Raw genomic sequence first — 20,977 nt, forward strand, 5'->3', positions numbered from 1 at the left:
AATCATTATTAATATTGTGTTGTTGACTGTTGTGAAGTATAATACAGCCGATTGACATGATGGGAGAATATTTATGGTTTTTTCGAGTTTAATATTTTTGTTTGTTTTTCTCACTGCAAACCTGATAGCATATTTTGCGGTGAGCCCTGAGAAACGCAATAATGTATTGCTGATATTTTCACTGGTGTTCTATGCCTGGGGAGGCCCGAGATATCTTCTGCTCCTGGCGGGAGAGACTCTGGTGAGCTGGCTGTTTGCCATTCGCATAGATGAGGCACGTGCCGGATATACCAAGAGATCTGAGAAGTTTTATCTTGTGTGTGACCTTGTGATAATGCTTGGCTGTCTTGCGATATTTAAGTATCTGGGATTTTTCCTCGGCAACATAAAGGCAGTGTTCGGCGTGCCGAAGACCGTGCCTGGAATAGCTCTCCCAATAGGAATCTCTTTCTATACATTCCAGCTCATATCATATGTGGTGGATGTGTACAGGAACGAAGTCAGACCACAGAGAGAATACTGGAAGCTCCTTCTGTATTCAAGTCTGTTCCATCAGTGTATAGCGGGACCTATCGTCAGATATGAGACCGTTGCTGATCAGATAGACAACAGGAAGATAACAGCGAACGACATATACATGGGACTGAGAAGATTTTCAGTCGGACTGGCAAAGAAGGCGATACTGGCCAATTCCTGTGCCAGCATAGCCGACACCCTGCTCCCGGCGGGAGTGGCGAGCCTCAAGGCTCAGACGACACTTGAAATGTGGCTTGGAATGATAGCGTATATGCTTCAGATATACCTTGATTTCTCAGCATACTCAGACATGGCCATCGGAATGGGAAGGATGGTAGGTTTTCACTATGATGAGAACTTTAACTACCCATATATGGCTACATCGGTAAATAATTTCTGGAGGAGATGGCACATATCACTCAGCTCATTCTTCAGGGATTACGTATATATACCGCTTGGCGGCAACAGATGCAGCACAGCGAAGTACATCCGCAACATGGCTATCGTGTGGTTTCTCACGGGAATGTGGCACGGAGCAAGCTGGAATTATATATTCTGGGGAATTTATTATCTGGGCTTCCTCCTTCTGGAGAAGTTTTATCTGGGCGGGAGACTCGGCCCTGTGGCATCCAGAATATATACGCTGCTCGTTATCCTGTTCGGATGGACCATATTCAGATTTGAGAGCCTTCGTGAGCTTGGAACAGTGCTTGCGGGAATGTTTGGAATAGGAACATCGGGATTTGCAAATATGGCACTTGGAACAATATTTGTGAAGAACATATTCTTCCTGATATTTGCATGTATTGCGTGTACGGATCTGGGCAAGAGACTCAGAAAATGGGCTATAGAAGTTGGAAAGGTCAACCCACTTGTATTCAACGTGTTCAATGTAACTGAGATGATAACACCGGTACTTATGCTCGTGATCTCAGTGCTGGCGCTTGTGGGTGCAAGCTATAATCCTTTCCTGTATTTCCAGTTTTAATGGGTGATTTTTATGAAGAGAAGATATACCAGAAGTCAGAGACAACAATTAAAGAAATTCAGAACTCTGGGTGTTCTTATATTTGCCGCAGTCATGGCGATAGGAGCATTTATCGGTCTGCTGTTTTTTGTCAGACCTAAGAAATCCACGATGGAGAAGAGGACACTTGCAAAGTTTCCGTCATTCACCATAACGTCATTCCTCGACGGATCATACTTCGAGGACGTGTCACTGTGGTATTCTGACACATACCCTATGAGGGATAAGCTTGTGTCGGCTGACCAGAGCCTTAAGAAGCTGTACGGAATACAGCTCGGAACGCAGGTGGTTGGAGGAAATGCCAAGGGCGATGAGATACCTGAGGTGGACAAGAGTGCGGTGACCGCCACTCCTGATGATGCAGGCAAGGCGACAACTGAGAGTACCACGGAGGTTACGACAGAGGATCCTGAGATAGGACTTCCTGCGAGTCTGACATCGAAGAACAAGCAGGATGCGACAACTGAGAGCGGTTCGGTCCAGATGGTCGATCCACCAGATTCAAAGGCTATGGACAATGCGTTCCAGAAGCAGCTTCAGGACAACCTGTATGTGAAGGATGGTTCTGCGTACAGCCTGTACTATTTCGTTCAGGACTCCGCAACAGAATATATAGATGCTATCAACAATGCAGCGGCACAGCTCTCGGGCCAGACAAATGTGTACGATATTCTTGTGCCGAACAATTCAGGTGTCCTGCTATCGGATGACGAGCTGGATAAGCTTGGCGGTTCCGATCAGAAACAGGCGATAGAGTATTACTATGGCATGATGAATGGCGTGAAGACGGTCGATATATTTGACACGTTAAAGGCGCATAAGGATGAATATATATTCTTCAGGACAGATCACCACTGGACCGCGGATGGCGCGTACTATGCGTACGAGGATTTCTGCAAGACTAAGGGCATAACGGCCATTCCACGTGACAAGAGGAAGACGGATACCTTCAAGGGATTCCTCGGAAGCTTCTACAGCACCCTGCAGAACTCTGACATGAAGAATAATCCTGATACGATATACGCCTACGAACCGATAGGAACAAATGACATGACCTACTGGAACGAGGATGGCTCGGAGCAGAAGTGGAATGTCATAATGGATGTGAATGGATGGGATAAGGGAACCATGTATTCTACATTTGTGGGCGGTGACACGCCGATGGCAGTGATAGAGAACCCAAAGGTGACAGACGGTTCATCGTGTGTAGTAATGAAGGAGTCCTACGGAAATGCATTTATTCCATTTCTTGTGGATCACTACTCCAAAATATATATCATAGATTACAGATATTCACAGGTAAACATCCTTGACTTTGTGAAGAGCAAAAAGGTCAATGATTTTATCTGTATAAATAACATATCTCTCATAGGAGATAAAGATGTGGCGGCTACTATAAGCAGTCTGCTGCACTAGGGCATAATCGGAGGATTTGCAGACAGATGCCCGGAGATGGTCAACAGATATATGGAGACTGCTTCTGAAGGTACCAGAGGATTGTTCATGTTCTGCACCATAGATAATGACAAGGATGTGGACGTGTTCCAGGCGCTTGCAACTGTCGACAGACTTCTCTATCAGGAGAAGCGTGCAAAGAAGCTTCGCCGGATGGCTGAGTAAGACAGATATAAAAGACAAAATATATAAAGGCTTGAAAGAAGGAGAATGTATCATGGAGAGGTTAGGTTTCATAGGCATGGGTAATATGGCACAGGCACTCTGTGCAGGATTTGTGAATTCAGGGAAGATAGCGGCTGAGAGTGTATATGCATATGCACCACACTATGACAAGCTGGTGAAGAACTCAGAGAAGTATGGATTTACCCCGTGTAAGACACTTGCAGAGCTGGTGGATGCCGTGGATACGGTCATCATGGCATGCAAGCCTTATCAGATCAATGACGTTCTCGTTGAGATAGGAGAGAGACTTCACGGCAAGGCTCTTGTGTCGGTGGCAGCTGGCTGGGATTTTAAGAAGTACAGTGAGTATTTTGACAGTTCGGTGAGAGTGCAGTTTGTGATGCCGAATACTCCGGCAATGGTATATGAGGGAGTTATGCTCTTTGAAGCACAGAATTCCCTTGAGGAGGAAGAAAGGACACAAATCAAAGAGCTGTTCGCGGCTGTGGGAATTGTGGAGGAGCTTCCATCGAATCTCATGGGAATAGGAGGCGCAGTAACCGGCTGTGGTCCTGCATTTGTGGATCTGTTCATAGAGGGATATGCGGATGCAGCGGTTAAGTATGGTGTGCCTAGACAGACTGCGTACAGACTCATATCACAGATGATACTTGGTTCAGCAAAACTTCAGCTAGAGACAGGGGAGCATCCCGGCGTGTTGAAGGACAATGTATGTTCCCCTGCGGGAACAACCATATGCGGTGTTGCATCCCTCGAGGAGTCAGGCCTCAGGAGTGCATGCATTAAGTCTATAGATGCGATCATGAATAAGTAATAACGGCAAATCCCCTGTATGATTGAAATATCATACAGGGACTTTTTTATTTCTTGACTTTTTTATTTCTTGAATTTTGAGAGGATGCTTATAAGCTGCCTTATGTTCAGCGGCTTTGACAGGTGTTCGTTCATGCCTGCCAGACGGCATCTTTCGAGATCTTTAGCAAATGTGTTGGCGGTGATGGCGATGATAGGAATGTTCTGTGCATTCGGATGCTCGAGCTTTCTTATGGCGTAGGACGCCGAGATTCCATCCATCACAGGCATCTGAAGATCCATAAGGATACCGTCGTAGGTTCCGGCAGCAGATGTGGAGAACATGTCAACGCACACGGAGCCGTCCTCAGCGCGCTCACAGGAAATACCATTCACACCCAGAAGTTCAGACACGACCTCATAGTTGAGTTCGTTATCCTCTGCCACCAGAAGGTGCATTCCTACACACAGGGATTCTGCGTCGCTGCTATCACCGGATTGTCCAGACCACAGATCATCCTTTATGATATAAGGGACGTCGATGCTTACCTCGATGATAGTTCCACCACCCGGATTGCTCTGTACTGTGATGGTACCCTGCATTAGATCCACAAGCTCCTTTACTATGGCGAGCCCCAGACCGCTTCCGCGCACTTTGCTGATCCTGGTGTCTGTCTCGCGGGAGAATTTGTTGAACATGCTCGCCTGATATTCAGGCTTTATTCCAATTCCCGTGTCGCTTATTCTGGCGACGAGACGTATCTTATCGGAGCCTGGTATATTTTCCTCATATAATTCAAATCCAACGTCGCCATGACCAGGTGTGAACTTGATGGAGTTAGACAGCAGGTTAGAGTAGATCTGTTTCAGCTTGAGTCCATCGGCCAGGATGTAGTCGTGATATATATCGTGACAGTTGAAGGTTATATTGAGTCCGTCGTTCATGAGAGCCTGATCGAAAACCATGTTCAGAGTATGACACAGCTCGGATACAGATGTCTCACAAGGCTTGAGCTGCTGTCTGCCGTTTTCCAGATTCGTTATGTCAAGGATGTTGCTGACGAGCTGTTCTATATAAGCCCCGGACGTCCTGAGCTTGCCCAGACAGTCGTCTATCTTGCTTGGATCGCCTAGTGATCGCTTTGCTATGTCGGCAAATCCCATTACGGCATTCAGAGGTGTTCTTATATCGTGAGCCATCTTGGACAGGAACTCGGACTTTGCCTCATTGGCCTTGTTGGCTTCCTCTGCCAGGAGCATCCAGTTCTGTTCACGTCTCTTTTGTTCGCTGATAAGCCTTGTTGCATACAGTATGCTGGTCACGTTGCCGAGAGCATCTCGCTTTTTTACAATAAATCTTGCCGAGTGCCAGTTGCCGTCGTTGGCGAGATAATCCATGGCTATGGTCTCGTCTGTGTGGAGACGCTCTGCGATGGTCGACAGATCGAAGAAATCAAGTATCTTGTCCTGATATTCGGGAACGACGAAGCGGTGACACAGCTCCTTCATCTTGGAGGAAGCTCTTCCCATGCGGCCTGTAAGTTTGTGTACCTTGTTATCACTGGACACCTCCTCGTACATGTCCTGTGTAAGATCTATCCTGTATATTGAGAAGTAGATCTTGCTTATGGCGGATATGATCTCGTTGTTCAGGTTAGCCTCGTCAAGTGCCTCCTGCAGCTGTCTCCTCGAATTTTGTTCAAAGCTCACAAGCTCGTCTATCTGCTTGAAGCCAATCAGCACCCTTGAAGCTGAGGCCGCTGAAAAAGGGAATATCTCTGCCTCAAAGTTTTCCTGACCCGCTGCGTTCGGAGTCACCCGGTATCTGTAAGAGAGCTTAGGGTGAGAGGCAAGATGATTCTGTATATGCTCTGCGCTGAGGATTTCTGTGAAGTCTGGGGCAGATTCTTTGATGACATATTTTTCATAATACTGTCTGATCAGCTCTGAGTAGCAGAATGCTTTCCCGGCTTTGATGTCGTATATGTGGGCAGCGTTTGCCACCGGGTCAAGCTTTAAAGGCTCGAGGGAATCATTCTGAAGATCAACGCAGTAGACGGATATGTAGTCTGTGCACAGGACTGACATGAACATCCTTTCACGGTTCAGATCCGACAGGCTCTTTTCGAGTGAATTATTGCGCTGCTCAAGAAGCTCGGTCATTCTGAGAGTCTCCCGTACATTTCCGAGATGACCGCCCACAACCCCAAGCAGACTTATAAAGGATTCCGAACTCTCTATGTGGGGATTGTCCACACCGATAAAGCCTTTGAGCTGGTCCTTATAGAAGATAGGAAATGCTATCTCAGAGTGGATATTCTGCATGACCAGAAGCTGATACTCGGAAGGCATGAGATCCTTCACATCCTCCACGTTATCTATGATTATACTGTCGCCGCGCTCAAATGCTTCCAGCCAGTAAGGCATGTCGGCGGAATCCACGGACTGAAGATTGTCAATCCATGGCTGCACATTGTCACCGCACCACTCATATGAGTTGCGGAATACGTTGTCAGTCTCATCCCAGTCAAAAATATAAACTCGTTCTGACGAAGTGCAACTTCCGATGATACGGAGCAGAGTCTGTATGGATGCCCGGAGTTCAAAACGGTTCTGAGCTCTGTCAATGGCAACCATCTGCTGTAATATAACAAAATTATCCATAAAATACCCCCCCTTTATGTGTGTAGGTTTTTGATATATTAATATATAAAGCTCTGTTTTTAAGACAATTTTACCTATTTTGAGAGAAAAAATCTATATTAATGGCAATTAATTCCATAGACAATATTGTTTAGGAATTATAAAATTATTGTGGGTGATTGTAAAGCTTTAACATATTTTTTCTGGGACATTAAAAATACTATGTTGAGGAGTTAATTAAATGAGAGAAAAAGTATTGATAGTCGATGACATTGAGCTGAATAGAGAGATACTTGCAGTTGCACTTGGTGATAAGTATGAAGTGATTCAGGCTGCTGATGGTATGCAGACCATAGACATACTGAAGTCAGAGAGTGAAGGGATAACAGCGATGCTCCTTGATCTGATCATGCCGATTGTCGATGGATATGCGGTGCTTGATTACATGAGAGAACACGAGCTGCTTGACAGGATACCGGTCATAGTCATAAGTGCGGAATCAGCCAGGGATGTTGAGGTAAAGTGCCTTGAAATGGGGGTTACGGATTTCGTCAGAAAGCCATTTGACAGTGTGACAGTCAGACGCAGGGTCAAGAATACCGTGGATCTGTTCATGTATAAGAATCATCTGGAGGATAAAGTCAGACTGCAGACAAGAGAGCTGGAGGAGAAGAACAAACTGTTTCAGGCTCAGGCAGAGCAGATACGTGAGACCAATGAGAAGATAGTGGACGTTTTAGGCACGGTTGTTGAATACAGAAATCTTGAGAGCGGTGAGCACATCAAGAGGGTAAAGGAATTTACCAATATACTTGCAGAGAAGGCTGCGGAGAAATATCCGGAGTACGGCCTTACACCGGAGAAGATAGCTGTAATAGTTGCAGCCAGTCCACTTCATGACATAGGCAAGATAGCCATCAAGGACAGTGTGCTCCTGAAGCCGGGCAGGCTTACAGATGAAGAGTTTGAATATATGAAGACCCACACGACAAAGGGCTGTGAGATACTTACACAGATTGCAGGCACGTGGAGTGAGGAATACGAGAAGATCAGCTATGAGATATGCCGCCACCATCATGAGAGATATGATGGAAAGGGCTATCCTGACGGACTGGCCGGTGAGGATATACCGATATCGGCACAGCTTGTGTCCATAGCGGATGTGTATGACGCTCTTGTGAGTGACAGGGTATACAAGAAGGCTATAGAGAAGGGCAAGGCATATCAGATGATACTTGATGGAGAGTGTGGAACATTTTCACCGAGACTTATAGAGTGCTTCAAGGAGTCCAGACAGGAATTTGAAGAGCTTGTGTGCAGATATGAGATGAAGAAGGAGAACCAGATATGAACATCAGAGAGTGTTATGATACAATAGGAGCAGATTTTGAGGATGTACTTGGCAGACTTGGCAGTGAGAGCCTTATACAGAGATTCGCACTTAAGTTTATAGATGATGGAAGCTACAATGAACTGACAGAGGCTATTACGGAGAAGAATGCTGAGAAGGCATTCAGGGCAGCACATACACTGAAGGGGATATGTCTGAACCTTGGACTTAAGAATCTGTATACAGTGAGCTCGGATCTGACAGAGAAGCTCAGGGGGAGAGAGCTTGATGGATATGAGGCTTTGTATGAGAAGGTCAGTGAGCAGTATAAGATAACTGTAAATGCTCTTAAGAGTGTTGAATAGATCATTGTAGTGTGAGAAAAGAGAGGGGACTTATAAGATGAAGAAGAGGACTATTGCCAGAATGATGGCGGCCGTTATGGTCGTGAGTATGCTTGCTGGTTGTGGTGACTCAGACGGCGATACAGCGAAGAATGTGAATCTTGATCCAGATCATCCGGTATCACTGAAGATATGGCATTACTACAATGGAACCCAGCAGGCAATATTTGACAATCTGGTTGATGAGTTCAATGCTACCAAGGGCAAGGATGAAGGGATATCTGTCCAAGCCGGTGAACATAGGAAAGTTTGAGGAAATGCTCTACGAGGTATGGAGCAGTCATAACAGAGAATTCAGCGTATTGCGCTAAGGGGGGGATAAATATGACACAGCACTTGCAGACGATGATGTGTGAATACACCATACTGATAATCATGCTCTATATAGGTGTGAGATGTCTTAATCAAAGAAATAATAAGATCATAAGATTGTTTTCTCATTTTGTATTCGGAGTAATTGCTTTCCAGATAATAAATATACCTGTAAGAATGGTTGACGCAGGACTGGTGCGTATGCCGGCCGCGGTGGTTTTTGTGTTGAATTGCGGATTCATGATCGCAGAGACATTTGTGACATATGAATGGTTTTATTTTTTCGAGAGTATACAGAATTCATTATTTGTGGAAAAAAAGATAATACGGGTATTGCGCAGTATTCCGCTTGTTCTGATGATTGTGCTGTGTGTGGTCTCGTGGTGGACAGGCTGGCTTTTCTACGTGGATGATACGGGCATGTATCGCAGAGGAGTATTGTTTGCACTTCAGGTGGTGCTTCCGTATACCTATGTATTTGTGACACTCGTCAGTGCGATAGTATATTCCATTACCAGAAGAGAGAAGAGATCTGCTGTCATCATAACTATAGCACTCATACCTGCGCTTATATGTTCAGTGTTGCAGATTGTTGCGGGTGGTTCTTATGTTCTGGCTGGACTGACGCTTTCGGCGATGTTCGTGTATATAGAGCTTTGCATGGAGGATATCAGAAAGATTGAGAAGCTTGAGGTTATCGAGAAGGCCAACCACGATCTGGAGAATGCCCTGGATATGGCGAATAAGGCTAACAACGCCAAGACGGTGTTCCTCAACTCCATGTCTCATGATATAAGAACCCCTATGAACGCGATAATAGGCTTCACAGACCTTCTGAATGACAACCTGTCCGACCAGGACAAGGCGCGCGATTATATAGCCAAGATCAGATCATCAAGTGATTATCTGTTGTCTCTTATCAACAATGTATTGGAAATGGCGAGGATAGAGAGTGGCAAGACAGAACTGGACGAGAGCAGTATATCACTCAAAAGTCTTGATTCGGTGTACTGGCTGTTTGAGAGCCAGATGAAGGAGAAGAACATAGACTTTACATGGAATGTGAATGCCCAGCACAATAATATACAGTGTGATGTTGTGAAACTGAAAGAGATACTTATGAACATCATCAACAACGCATACAAATATTCTCTTCCGGGGGACAGCGTTACCGTGAATATAGACGAGCTTCCGTGCGACAGGGACGGCTATGTGAAGATCCGCACGATGGTGAGCGACACGGGAATCGGAATGTCAGAGGATTTCCTGGAGCACATATTTGAGGATTTCAGCAGGGAGCAGACATCTACGGAGAGTGGACAGTTCGGAACAGGACTCGGCATGGCGATAGTCAAGAAGATAGTCGATCTCATGGGCGGAGATATAGACGTACAGAGTGAGCCGGGCAAGGGAACCACATTTACCGTGACGCTCACACACAGAATATCGGAGGAGATAACTGACATAGGTGCGGTCTCGAAACGCAATGAAGATTATTCATTTGAGGGCAGAAGAATACTTCTGGCGGAGGATAACGACCTGAATGCGGAGATAGCCATGACCATACTTGCCGGCGCAGGCATGGAGGTCGACCACGCTGCAGACGGAATCCAGTGTATAGACATGCTGGAGAAAGCGGAGCCTGAATACTACGATCTCATTCTCATGGATATACAGATGCCGAACATGGACGGCTACAAGGCAACCATGCTCATACGAAAGCTTGACGACAAACGGCTTGCAGATATACCTATAATCGCCATGACCGCGAATGCGTTCAACGAAGACCGTAAGAAAGCATTTGAAGCGGGCATGAACGGACACATAGCAAAGCCGATAAGCGCAGCGGATCTAAAGATGACGCTGGCCGGGATCATGGAAGAATAATTTTGATGATTTTCCACATAATAACTCCAAAGCAATTATTTAACATGCAATGGAGGGTTGATACTGTTTATGAAGGCGACAGGAATAGTGAGAAGAATAGACGATCTCGGAAGGATAGTCGTCCCGAAGGAGATAAGAAAGGTCCTCAGGATAAGAGAGGGGGATCCACTGGAGATATTTACCGGCAAGGAGGGCGAGATCGTTCTCAAGAAGTATTCGCCCATGGCTGATCTGACTGCATTTGCACAGCAGTATGTGGAGGCCATATCCCAGAGCCTTGGGCTTCCCGTGGCTATCACGGATCGTGATTCTGTCATAGCGGTGGCGGGGATGCCTAAGAGGGAGCTGATGGGCAAGGAGCTTCACAGTGAGCTTGAGAGCGTGATAAACGACAGGAAAGCGATAGTTGCCCGCAAAGGCGATGCGAAGTTCATACACATAACCACAGACGACCTGGATTACGATGGACAGGTGGTGCAGACCATTATATCAGAGGGCGATGCAGTGGGCTCTGTCATCGTGATAGTGCGTGACAGCGGACACAGAATAGGAGAGATAGAGCAAAAAGCAGCGGTGATCGCGGCGGCATTTTTGGGCAAACAGATGGAAGGGTAGCCGGTAATGCAAGAATTTGGCAAAAAGTGAGTAAAATCAAGGGGTTTCGGCCTCGAAATCCCTTATTTTCCTTGACAAATATAACCATTTTAGGTATAACTATACATGTTGAGCTCAGAGTTTTCTGCTTTTGCGGGTAGCAGGCGGATGACAGAGAGCATTTATTTTTTTAAAGGAGGAATTATCTAATGAATAAGACAGAATTAGTTGCAGCAATCGCTGAGAAGACAGAATTATCAAAGAAGGACGCTGAGGCAGCATTAAAGGCTTTCACAGACGTTGTAGCAGATGAGTTAAAGAAAGGTGAGAAGATTCAGTTAGTTGGATTTGGTACATTCGAGGTATCAGAGAGACCAGCTAGAGAGGGTAGAAACCCAAGAACTGGCGAGACAATGACTATCGCTGCTTCAAAGGCACCTAAGTTCAAGGCTGGAAAGGCATTAAAGGATTCAATCAACTAATCTTTAAGGGTTTGATATGAGACTTGATAAATATCTTAAGGTATCCAGGATCATCAAGAGAAGAACCGTGGCGAACGAGGCATGCGATGCCGGAAGAGTCATGGTCAACGACAAAGTGGCTAAGGCCGGAACCGATGTCAAGGTTGGAGATGTTATCGAGATAGCATTTGGCAACAAGACGGTGAAGGTCAGAGTTACAATGATTGCAGATTCCACTAAAAAGGAAGATGCCAAGGATATGTTTGAGTATGTGTAAAAATATGCCGGAATATACATAGTGTATTCCGGCATATTTTTTTTGTGGGCTCATATAGTTTATTAAATAGCTTGAGAAGGTTTCTGAACATGGGGGAAGTTAATAAGGCAAAAACCCACAAGGTGGTCATGGACAACAGGAACAGTCTGTCCATGACAGGGATCAGCAAGGTCACATCCATAGATCCTGATCTGGTTCTGCTGGTGACCGAGCAGGGGAAACTCAAGATAATAGGCAAGAATATGCAGGCGACAAATCTGGACCTTGACAAGGGAATACTGGATCTCACAGGAAATATCAACTCCATGATATATTCGGGTGACAAGGAAGGTGCTTTTTCTATAAAGGGGTTGTTCAAGTGATGAGCGATATGGCGGCAGGGCAGCTCTGGGGATATGGGATAAGTGTTGCAGCCGGAGCGTGCTCAGGTGTACTGGGATCGCTGTTCTGGTTCATCTCAAAGCTCTTTAGGAACAGCCGTGCGGTGGCGTGGATATGCGATATTACACTTTGGTTGATATTAAGTGTAGTAGTTATGGCGGTCAGTTACATATGCTGTGACGGAGATCTGAGACTATATATTTTTTTAGGATTTTTTTCAAGTTTTTTACTTGTATTTTTTACTATAAATTGGGCTGCTTCGAAAATTGCAAACCATATATTGTGTAAGAAAAAACAAGATTCAAAAAATGTGAAAATGTGACGGCGAAAAGTGCGTTGACATAATTAGTCTTAAATAGTAAAATTATGTCAATATGTTCGTTTGGCTACGAACTTTTTGTATATTATTACAAGAAAAGACAAGTAATAAAGTAATGAATGGGGAGTTTCTAATGAGTAAGACGGTCGGCAGATCAAAGTCAAAAAAGAATAACAAGATCACAACGAAGCTTGGAATGGTTCTGGTTGTGAGCTGTCTGATATTGCTGGCAGTGGTTGTACTGTACAAAGCACAGAGCCTGAAAGCACAGAAGGAGAGCCTGCAGGTTCAGGCGGCGGAGCTTCAGGAACAGCTTGACAGTGCGAAGGAAGATTATAAGAAGCTTGAAGAGCGTGAGAAATATATGCAGACAGATGAGTATGTTGAGGATGTGGCCAGATCACAGCTCGGTCTCATATATCCTGACGAAATCGTGGTAAAGCCGGAGGAATAAAGTCAGAACATAGCGGATGCTGATTTCAGCATTCGCTATTTTTTTGCGCATTTGACGGATATACTTCTTGTCACTATGAACAGGAAGGCGGGAAAGTGTTGATGAGAGAAAAGGTAAATGGGTTCGTCGGAGTGATGGCGGTGGCTATTCTGTGTATGGTCAGCGGCTTATGCATGGTCTGGGGGATAGCCCCGGTGGTTCTGGCTGTGTATGTGGCGGCCTGTGCGGTGTGTGGGAGATACATGATAACCTGCATCGGGTGTGCGGCGGGAGTCGCAGCCGGATCTATGGGCATAGCAGGGCTGTTGCACGCAGATGAGTATATGATACCGGGACCTGTGTATTCCGGTGTGATGGTGACGGAGAAATATCTGGTGCTGCTGGGACTTGCGATGTGTCTTATGAAGATCGTGTACTCCAGAAATTCCAGATCGTATGTCAGGGTGATCGTCGTCATGTCGGCTGCCGTGCTTATGGGAAACATAGTGGTATATGCGGATAACATGCTTATGGCTGCCGCTTATGGAGTGGTGGAGGCTGCGATATTCATGTGTGCCAGTGTGATACTGAAACCGGGGATTGGACTTCTATATACATATATCTGCGGGGATGCCTCGGATGTGGAGAGGGATGAGAGCTGGAATGTAAGTCAGGGCATAGTGAGCCTCATGGCGCTGGCGGCGGTCGTTCTGTGGGTTGTTCCGGGTGAGGATATCTACGGTGTGAATCCGGCATTTATGCTGGCTCTAGTTCTGATATTGTACGCGGTGTATAGAACTGGAGCGGTGTACGGATGCGGAATGGCGGCGGTGGCGGGAAGCATCGTGTCGGTCAAGCTGAATGACAGCAGGTGGCTCATGTGGATGCTCCTTGTGACGCTGGTCATGCTCATAGGCCGGGCACTCACTGGGAGAAGAAAGGTGTCTGCAAGTCTGTTCTATGTTCTGGGATGCGTTCTTGCCTCCGTGGCGGATGGGACAGTGCTGTGGAACGGCTCTGGGCGGGAGATCGCATTTTACTATATAAATATCGCCGTTCCGGTCGTATTGTTCGCGTGTATACCTGGTGCTCTGCTGGGCGCCATGGACGAGGAGACAGATCCGGCGTGTCTTCAGGCGGCCGCTGCGGAGATTAACAGACTCACGGCCTGCAAGATAGAAGATATGGCAAATGTGTTTAGACGGCTCGATTATACATTTGCCGGGAGCGATGAGCCGGCGATAAGCTTGGGACAGATCGGCGAGCTCGTGGATGGCTTCAGGAGACAGATAGATCTGATAGGTGAGGCGAGGGAGATATCCGATGAAAAGCTGCTGGGGCAGATAAGATCGCTGGGGATGGACGAGGTCAGGGTCACGGCATCCATGGACAGTGGCAACAGGAGCCGATACTATGTGGCGGGAAAAACGTCAGGTCAGGGCATGGTGCTGTCAAGACAGGTGGCTGATGTACTGAGTGGGTACTTCAGGAAGAATATAAGGGCGGGCCTGGATTCGCCGAGCCTTTTCTTCGATGAGTACAGATCTGCCGTGTACGAGGAGGCGGCGCGTTACAAGGGGCGTTACCATGTCAGAAGGATAAAGAAATATGGCTCTCCGGTGTCGGGGGATAATTTCTCGGTGAAGGAGTATGAGGATGGCAGGCTGGTGATGATGCTGTCTGACGGCATGGGAAGCGGAAGCCTGGCCTCATGCGAGAGCTGCATGATGCTGGACACAATGGAGGAGCTGCTGGAGGCGGGATTTACCCCGGAGTACAGCATTGCATTTGCCAATCGATGTATGTCCAGGAGAAATAAGGGCAGAATATTCACGACATTTGATATGGTGGTCATAGACATGTACGACGGCACCATGAGGAGCTTCAAGCAGGGGGCGTCGGTGACCTATGTGATACGCCCGGGCGATGATGGAAATGAGGTACGCCAGATAACGAGCACTACTCTTCCCGTGGGCGTGCTGGACGATGCCGAGTGCGACATGGCGGATGTGAAACTTGCGGCGGGGGATGCCGTGGTCATGGTGAGCGATGGGCTCTCGGATATGGATGTGTCCGATCACATGCAGGATGTGCTCAAGGGAATAAGAGTGGGTGACAGCAGACGGATGGTCGATGATATACTGGGCGCCATGATAGGACAGGGGGATGTGTCGCTTCGGGATGACGTGACGGTCATGGCGGCGGTGATATCAGGATCTGAGAAAAGTAGCGCAGCCTGAGTAACTCTATGCTATAATATGAAATTATGATATTTACAGAAGGATAAATGTATGGATGTATTTGAAAAAAATGTTCTTGAGTATATAAGAAAATACCACATGTTTGATGGTATAAGTCACTGCGTGTGCGGTGTGTCCGGCGGCGCGGATTCGGTGAGCCTGCTCACGGTGCTGGCAAGGCACAGGGCGGAGCTGGGAATAGATATACACGTTGTACACATAAATCACATGATACGCGGTGAGGCTGCGGATGGTGACCAGAGCTACGTTGAGACTTTGTGTGGTGAATATGGTGTCACATGCGACTCTTACAGGATCGATGTCAGGAAGCTTGCGGAGCAGGCCGGACAGACCGTGGAGGAGGCCGGACGCCATGCAAGATATGATGCATTTGACAGGATGCGTGCCAGATATGCGGATGAGGGCTGTGTGATCACAGTCGCCCACAACCGCAACGATGTGGCTGAGACGGTTCTGTTCAACATGGCGAGGGGAACCGGAATGGGCGGCATAAAGGGTATAGCCCCGGTGAGGGATCACATAGTGAGACCGCTTCTTGGGAGCGACAGGAGCCACATAGAGGAATATCTTGACCGGCAGGGAATCAGATACTGTACGGATGCCACCAACAATGAGGATGATTACACCAGGAACAAGATAAGACACAGGATACTTCCTCTTATGAATGAGATAAATGGACAGGCCACGGAGCACATTTGCCAGATGGCCATGATGGCGGCTGATTACGAGCGGCTTGCTGCCGGACTGGTTGATGATTTCCTGACGGGACAGGGAATTGATGTCAGAAGTGAAGGCTGTGGCTGGACCGGAGACAGCACTGACCGGAGATATGAGCTGGACATGGCGGCTCTCAAGGAGCAGGACAGGCTCGTGCAGGAGCTTGTCATAAGAAAGCTCATCGGAATGGTGTGCGGAGGCCTGAAGGATATCGGCATGAGCCATGTGTCGGAGGTTACGAAGCTGTACTCGGCTGACACCGGGGCGGGGATCAATCTTCCTGCCGGTGCGAGGGTGTGGCTGGAGTACGGCAGACTGGTATTTGCCGGCGGTGAGAACCGCGCCGGTGACCAGAGCTGTCAGGATGGCGGGCTGCCGGGCTGCGTGGACATAGACATCACCTGTGATGGTGAGTATGAGCTGTGTGAGGGAAGGCTTACGGTCAGGATCTACGACAGACCTGAAGCCCTTGATCTTGCAAAAAAAGAGTGTACGAAGTTTCTTGATTATGGTAAAATAAAACAGTGTCTGCAGTTGCGGACATTTGAAAACGGGGATTATATAGTCGTTAATTCTGCGGGCTCGAGAAAGAAGCTCAACCGTCTGTATACTGACTGTAAGATACCGGTGGACAAGCGGCGTCATATTCCACTTGTGACATCCGGGCAGGAGGTCGTGTGGGCCGTGGGACTTAGGATTGGCGAGAATTATAAAGTGACAGAAGATACACAAAAGATAATTGAGTTGAATTTTAACAGGAGGAAACAGAGTTGAAAGAACAGATTGGTGTTATGCTCAGCAGCAGTGAGGTGGAAAACAGAATAAGCGAGATGGCAGCAGCCATAGATAAGGCATATGAGGGAAAGACGATACATTTGATCGGAATCCTTAAGGGAAGCGTGTTCTTCATGTGTGAGCTTGCGAAGAGAATGAAGAGTCCGGTCACCATGGACTTCATGTCTGTGAGCAGCTATGGCGATGGAACAAAGTCATCAGGTATTGTCAAGCTGAACAAGGACCTTGATGAGTCTATAGAGGGAAAGGATGTAATCATCGTGGAGGACATTCTTGATTCGGGAAGAACCCTTTCATACCTTGTGAAGCTTCTCGGCGAGAGAAAGCCTGCAAGCCTTGAGGTTGTGACCCTGCTTGACAAGCCGGACAGAAGAGTTATCCCGGTTGAGCTGTATATGACAGGTTTTGAGATCCCTGACAGATTTGTTGTGGGATACGGCCTTGACTGTGCCCAGAAGTACAGAAACCTTCCATATATAGGTGTCATAGAGCAGTAATATATTGATTAAGGAGCATATACATGGAAAATATGGATAAGAGAAAATTCAGGAATGGAATGATAATCTATCTGTTGATCCTGATAGTTGCTTTCATCCTCATAAACAGATGGATGCAGAGCGACAAGATTGAAGTGACCACCACTTACAGTTACACAGATCTGACAGAGGATTTGGATGATGGCAAGATATTGGCATTGTCTATACAGCCAAATGCAGAGATTCCTACGGCGATAGTTCAGGTGCAGTTCACCAACGGAAAGACTCTTGCATTTTATTCCACAGATGTCAATGATGTCGTGAAGATTTATAACGACTATCAGGCAAGTGTGGACAAGTATAATGCGACCGTAAGCTCGGATGACGATAAGAAGGTCGTTGCCAGATGCAGCCTGAACGATGTGGAGAAGACGAGCATATGGAGTGTGATAATTCCGTATGCCCTTGTCATGATCGTCATGTTCTTTGTCATGCTGCTGTTCGTGAGATCATCACAGGGCGGTGGAGGCCAGATGATGAACTTTGGCAAGAGCAGGGCGAAAATGACAGAGCCTGATGAGAAAGAGAAGGAAGATAAGAAAAATAATAAGAAGAAAATAACATTTGACGATGTTGCCGGTCTCAGTGAGGAGAAAGAGGATCTCGAAGAGATAGTGTGCTTCCTCAAGAACCCAGGCAGATTCATCAAGGTCGGTGCACGTATACCGAAGGGAGTTCTTCTTGTCGGCCCTCCTGGAACAGGTAAGACACTCATGGCAAAGGCCATAGCAGGAGAGGCGGGGGTTCCGTTCTTCAGTATTTCAGGATCAGACTTCGTGGAGATGTTCGTCGGTGTCGGTGCAGCGAGAGTGAGAGATCTTTTTGCACAGGCAAAGAAGAATGCACCATGTATCGTATTTATAGATGAGATCGATGCTGTTGCCAGACAGAGAGGTACAGGACTTGGCGGTGGACATGACGAGCGTGAGCAGACTCTGAACCAGCTCCTTGTAGAGATGGATGGATTCGGAGCGAATGAGGGAATCATAGTTCTTGCAGCTACCAACCGTGTGGACATACTGGATAAAGCGATCCTCCGTCCGGGACGTTTTGACAGAAAGATATCTGTCAATCCTCCTGATATCAAGGGCAGAGAGGAAATCCTCAAGCTTCATGTTGCGAACAAGCCTCTGGCAGAAGATGTTGATCTCAACGAGATCTCCAGAACAACAGCCGGATTTTCGGGAGCTGATCTTGAGAACCTGATGAATGAGGCTGCGATCTCTGCTGCGAAGGCCGGCAGGGAATATATCAATAAGGAAGATGTCGACAAATCATATATCAAGGTTGGAGTCGGTGGTGAGAAGAGGAGCCATGTGGTCTCCGAGGAAGATCGTAAAATCACGGCATATCACGAGTCGGGACATGCGATACTGTTCCATCTCCTTCCATATGTTGGCCCGGTGCATATTGTGTCTATCATACCTACAGGTACCGGAGCCGGAGGATATACCATGCCGCTTCCACAGGGTGATCAGGAATATCTTACTAAAGCGCATTTGCTCAACGAGATAAAAGTTAGCATGGGCGGAAGAATTGCAGAGAAGATCATATTTGGCAATTTTACCACGGGCGCTTCACAGGATATCAAGATGGCCAGCGGTTATGCAAGATCCATGGTTACGAAGTATGGAATGTCCGAAAATCTTGGATTTATCAACTATGAGAGCGATGATCAGGAGGAGGTATTCCTCGGGAAAAATCTTGGACATACCAAGCCATACAGCGAAAAGATAGCCGCCGTCATAGATGAGGAGGTTAAGCGGATCGTTGACGAGTGTTACAGGGAGGCTTATGAGATTCTGGAGCAGAATGTGGATGTTCTTCACAAGTCTGCAAAGCTTCTTCTTGAGAAGGAGAGAATAACAGGAGCTGAGTTTGAAGCACTGTTCGATAGAGACGATGCTAAGGATGCAGATGCAGATGTTCAGAGCAACGGTGCAGAGCAGAGTACAGCAGAGAATGTAAATGTAGCAGATAATGCTGTTGCAGAGCAGAAAGCTGAGACTCAGACAGACAAACAGTAATATATAAAGACAATACAGATGCCCGCAGTTTTCTTGCGGGCATTTGGCTTATGTTGGATATATGACGGAAGGGAGAACAAAGGATGAAGATAATAAAGAGAGGGATAAATGCGGTGATACCGTTCCTGCTGGCAAATGTATATCTGCTGACAAGATGTCCGGAGTGGAATATACCACTCATGCCGCTTATAGTTGTGGTGTTCATAGCAGTATATGTACTGCTGACCGCGATGCCGCTTCTCGGTCTGAAGAATATACAGTCTAAGGGTATCAGAAGGTGTCAGAGGGGATGCGAGAATCTGTATTCTTTCCTGGCGGCAACGGTCATGTCTGTGGCTGTGCTGATACTAATGTTGGTGCATGTGATAGATGCCAGGGCATGGACATGGAAGAACTGGGTTCTGTACATACTCACGGCGGTGGCTGTACTGGCGGTCACATTCTGGGTTGGAATAATAAGAATATATGTGTCATCCAGGCAGCTCGGTATCAAATGGAGAGTGATCGGTATACTGTGCGGATGGATACCGGTGGTACATCTGATAGTCCTTGGCAAGCTGATAAGTCTGGCATCCGGTGAGGCGGCCTTGGAGAACGAGAAGCTGATACGGGATAAGGCGAGACAGGCGGACCGGGTCTGCGCCACCAGATACCCGATATTGATGGTACACGGAGTGTTCTTCAGGGATTTCAGGTATCTGAATTACTGGGGCAGGATCCCTGCGGCGCTTGAGGCAAATGGAGCTACCATATTCTACGGAAACCATCAGTCCGCCGCATCTGTGGCAGACTCCGGACGGGAGATAGCTGACAGGATACAGCAGATATTGAAGGAAACAGGATGCGGAAAGGTGAATATCATAGCCCATTCCAAGGGAGGCCTTGACAGCAGATATGCCATATCGAAGCTCGGCATGGCCCCTTATGTAGCATCACTCACAACGATTAACACTCCGCACAGGGGATGCGAATTTGCGGATTATCTTCTGGGCAAGATACCGGAGAAACAGCAGCAGACCGTGGCAAATGCCTACAATTCTGCACTCAAGAAGCTGGGTGACACAAACCCGGACTTCATAGCTGCGGTGACGGATCTCACGGCATCAGCGTGTGAAAACCTGAACAGAGAGCTCCCTGATCCGCAGGGGGTATACATACAGAGCACGGGTTCATGTATGAAGAAGCCTTCCGGCGGACGCTTCCCGCTCAACACCACCAATGCATTCGTAAAGCAGTTTGATGGTGAGAACGATGGACTTGTCGGATATGAATCTTTCAAATGGGGCTCAAACTTCATATATCTGAAGCCTCAGGGCAGGCGTGGAATCTCCCACGGAGACGTGATAGACCTGAACAGGGAAAATATAGATACATTTGATGTGAGGGAATTTTATGTGGAGCTTGTGAGTGACCTGAAGAGACGCGGTTTTTAGAAAATGCCCGGTGTTTTGTCTAATGTGAACAATAAAAAGTAAAAATCAGGTAATATTCAGGAAATGTATTGTGATATTGCACAATGACATTTGCCAAATAAAAAAATGTTTGGGCAGACTTTTGACGGAATTTGTATATAATAATACTTGTAACCCCCAATACATTATATAGTTTTGGCTACACCCCATAA

Annotated in this window: 20 protein-coding genes; 19 read left to right on the forward strand and 1 reads right to left on the reverse strand. The window is 46.9% G+C overall.

The features are described 5' to 3' along the window. Window positions 1-73: 73 nt before the first annotated feature. The 4 genes from DWX57_RS07665 to proC are packed head-to-tail and all read left to right on the forward strand — an operon-like array spanning window position 74 to window position 3,998. Complete coding sequence (locus DWX57_RS07665; protein ID WP_117550149.1) at window positions 74-1,504, forward strand: MBOAT family O-acyltransferase; 1,431 nt, start codon at window positions 74-76, stop codon at window positions 1,502-1,504. A gap of 12 nt (window positions 1,505-1,516) precedes the next feature. Beyond that, complete coding sequence (locus DWX57_RS07670; RefSeq protein WP_117550151.1) at window positions 1,517-2,959, forward strand: DHHW family protein; 1,443 nt, start codon at window positions 1,517-1,519, stop codon at window positions 2,957-2,959. Between the two features lie 36 nt (window positions 2,960-2,995). Continuing rightward, window positions 2,996-3,163: a hypothetical protein gene (locus DWX57_RS14130; protein ID WP_158547596.1), complete on the forward strand. Its 168-nt coding sequence runs from the start codon at window positions 2,996-2,998 to the stop codon at window positions 3,161-3,163. Window positions 3,164-3,215: 52 nt separating this feature from the next. Next, window positions 3,216-3,998: a pyrroline-5-carboxylate reductase gene (proC, locus tag DWX57_RS07675; RefSeq protein ID WP_055272153.1), complete on the forward strand. Its 783-nt coding sequence runs from the start codon at window positions 3,216-3,218 to the stop codon at window positions 3,996-3,998. Between the two features lie 62 nt (window positions 3,999-4,060). Here proC and DWX57_RS07680 read toward each other — a convergent pair whose 3' ends face one another. Beyond that, the gene (locus tag DWX57_RS07680) at window positions 4,061-6,640 is read right to left on the reverse strand and encodes a hybrid sensor histidine kinase/response regulator (RefSeq protein WP_117550155.1); all 2,580 of its coding nucleotides are present in this window, start codon (window positions 6,638-6,640) and stop codon (window positions 4,061-4,063) included. A 220-nt stretch (window positions 6,641-6,860) separates the two neighbouring features. On the opposite strand from DWX57_RS07680, the gene DWX57_RS07685 reads away from it, so the two are divergent. The 15 genes from DWX57_RS07685 (at window position 6,861) to DWX57_RS07755 (ending at window position 20,786) form a co-directional block, all read left to right on the forward strand. After that, on the forward strand, window positions 6,861-7,970 hold the full coding sequence (locus tag DWX57_RS07685) for an HD domain-containing phosphohydrolase (RefSeq protein WP_117550157.1): 1,110 nt from the start codon (window positions 6,861-6,863) through the stop codon (window positions 7,968-7,970). Further along, window positions 7,967-8,314 carry an Hpt domain-containing protein gene (locus DWX57_RS07690; protein ID WP_117550159.1) on the forward strand — a complete coding sequence of 116 codons (348 nt, stop codon included), beginning with the start codon at window positions 7,967-7,969 and terminating at the stop codon, window positions 8,312-8,314. Before DWX57_RS07685 ends, DWX57_RS07690 begins: the two co-directional genes overlap by 4 nt. Before the next feature lie 37 nt (window positions 8,315-8,351). Next, the gene (locus DWX57_RS07695) at window positions 8,352-8,606 is read left to right on the forward strand and encodes a hypothetical protein (protein WP_117550161.1); all 255 of its coding nucleotides are present in this window, start codon (window positions 8,352-8,354) and stop codon (window positions 8,604-8,606) included. A 71-nt stretch (window positions 8,607-8,677) separates the two neighbouring features. Continuing rightward, window positions 8,678-10,552: a hybrid sensor histidine kinase/response regulator gene (locus tag DWX57_RS07700; protein ID WP_117550163.1), complete on the forward strand. Its 1,875-nt coding sequence runs from the start codon at window positions 8,678-8,680 to the stop codon at window positions 10,550-10,552. 69 nt (window positions 10,553-10,621) lie between these two features. Further along, window positions 10,622-11,167: a stage V sporulation protein T gene (gene spoVT / locus DWX57_RS07705; RefSeq protein ID WP_117550165.1), complete on the forward strand. Its 546-nt coding sequence runs from the start codon at window positions 10,622-10,624 to the stop codon at window positions 11,165-11,167. A 188-nt stretch (window positions 11,168-11,355) separates the two neighbouring features. After that, on the forward strand, window positions 11,356-11,628 hold the full coding sequence (locus DWX57_RS07710; protein WP_015534609.1) for an HU family DNA-binding protein: 273 nt from the start codon (window positions 11,356-11,358) through the stop codon (window positions 11,626-11,628). Between the two features lie 16 nt (window positions 11,629-11,644). Further along, on the forward strand, window positions 11,645-11,884 hold the full coding sequence (locus DWX57_RS07715; RefSeq protein ID WP_117550167.1) for an RNA-binding S4 domain-containing protein: 240 nt from the start codon (window positions 11,645-11,647) through the stop codon (window positions 11,882-11,884). 89 nt (window positions 11,885-11,973) lie between these two features. After that, entirely contained in the window at window positions 11,974-12,246 is a 273-nt protein-coding gene (locus tag DWX57_RS07720) for a YabP/YqfC family sporulation protein (RefSeq protein WP_055272159.1), read from the forward strand. Then, window positions 12,246-12,587, forward strand: a complete 342-nt coding sequence (gene yabQ, locus DWX57_RS07725) for a spore cortex biosynthesis protein YabQ (RefSeq protein WP_055272162.1) — start codon at window positions 12,246-12,248, stop codon at window positions 12,585-12,587. Before DWX57_RS07720 ends, yabQ begins: the two co-directional genes overlap by 1 nt. A 130-nt stretch (window positions 12,588-12,717) precedes the next feature. Beyond that, complete coding sequence (locus tag DWX57_RS07730; protein ID WP_055145071.1) at window positions 12,718-13,038, forward strand: FtsB family cell division protein; 321 nt, start codon at window positions 12,718-12,720, stop codon at window positions 13,036-13,038. A 101-nt stretch (window positions 13,039-13,139) separates the two neighbouring features. Continuing rightward, a complete protein-coding gene (locus DWX57_RS07735; protein ID WP_243106192.1) occupies window positions 13,140-15,257 on the forward strand; it encodes a SpoIIE family protein phosphatase in 2,118 nt (705 codons plus the stop codon). A 51-nt stretch (window positions 15,258-15,308) separates the two neighbouring features. Further along, window positions 15,309-16,769, forward strand: a complete 1,461-nt coding sequence (gene tilS, locus DWX57_RS07740; protein WP_120123426.1) for a tRNA lysidine(34) synthetase TilS — start codon at window positions 15,309-15,311, stop codon at window positions 16,767-16,769. Next, the gene (hpt, locus tag DWX57_RS07745; RefSeq protein ID WP_022216999.1) at window positions 16,766-17,287 is read left to right on the forward strand and encodes a hypoxanthine phosphoribosyltransferase; all 522 of its coding nucleotides are present in this window, start codon (window positions 16,766-16,768) and stop codon (window positions 17,285-17,287) included. The genes tilS and hpt overlap by 4 nt, the downstream gene beginning before the upstream one ends. 23 nt (window positions 17,288-17,310) lie before the next feature. Next, window positions 17,311-19,353 (forward strand): ATP-dependent zinc metalloprotease FtsH, encoded by a 2,043-nt coding sequence (ftsH, locus tag DWX57_RS07750; RefSeq protein WP_119999803.1) that lies wholly within the window; start codon window positions 17,311-17,313, stop codon window positions 19,351-19,353. A gap of 83 nt (window positions 19,354-19,436) precedes the next feature. Beyond that, a complete protein-coding gene (locus tag DWX57_RS07755) occupies window positions 19,437-20,786 on the forward strand; it encodes an esterase/lipase family protein (protein ID WP_117550176.1) in 1,350 nt (449 codons plus the stop codon). Window positions 20,787-20,977 lie beyond the last annotated feature (191 nt).

This window comes from Coprococcus sp. AF19-8AC (genome assembly GCF_003603115.1).
In the GTDB taxonomy this organism is placed as follows: domain Bacteria; phylum Bacillota; class Clostridia; order Lachnospirales; family Lachnospiraceae; genus Coprococcus; species Coprococcus aceti.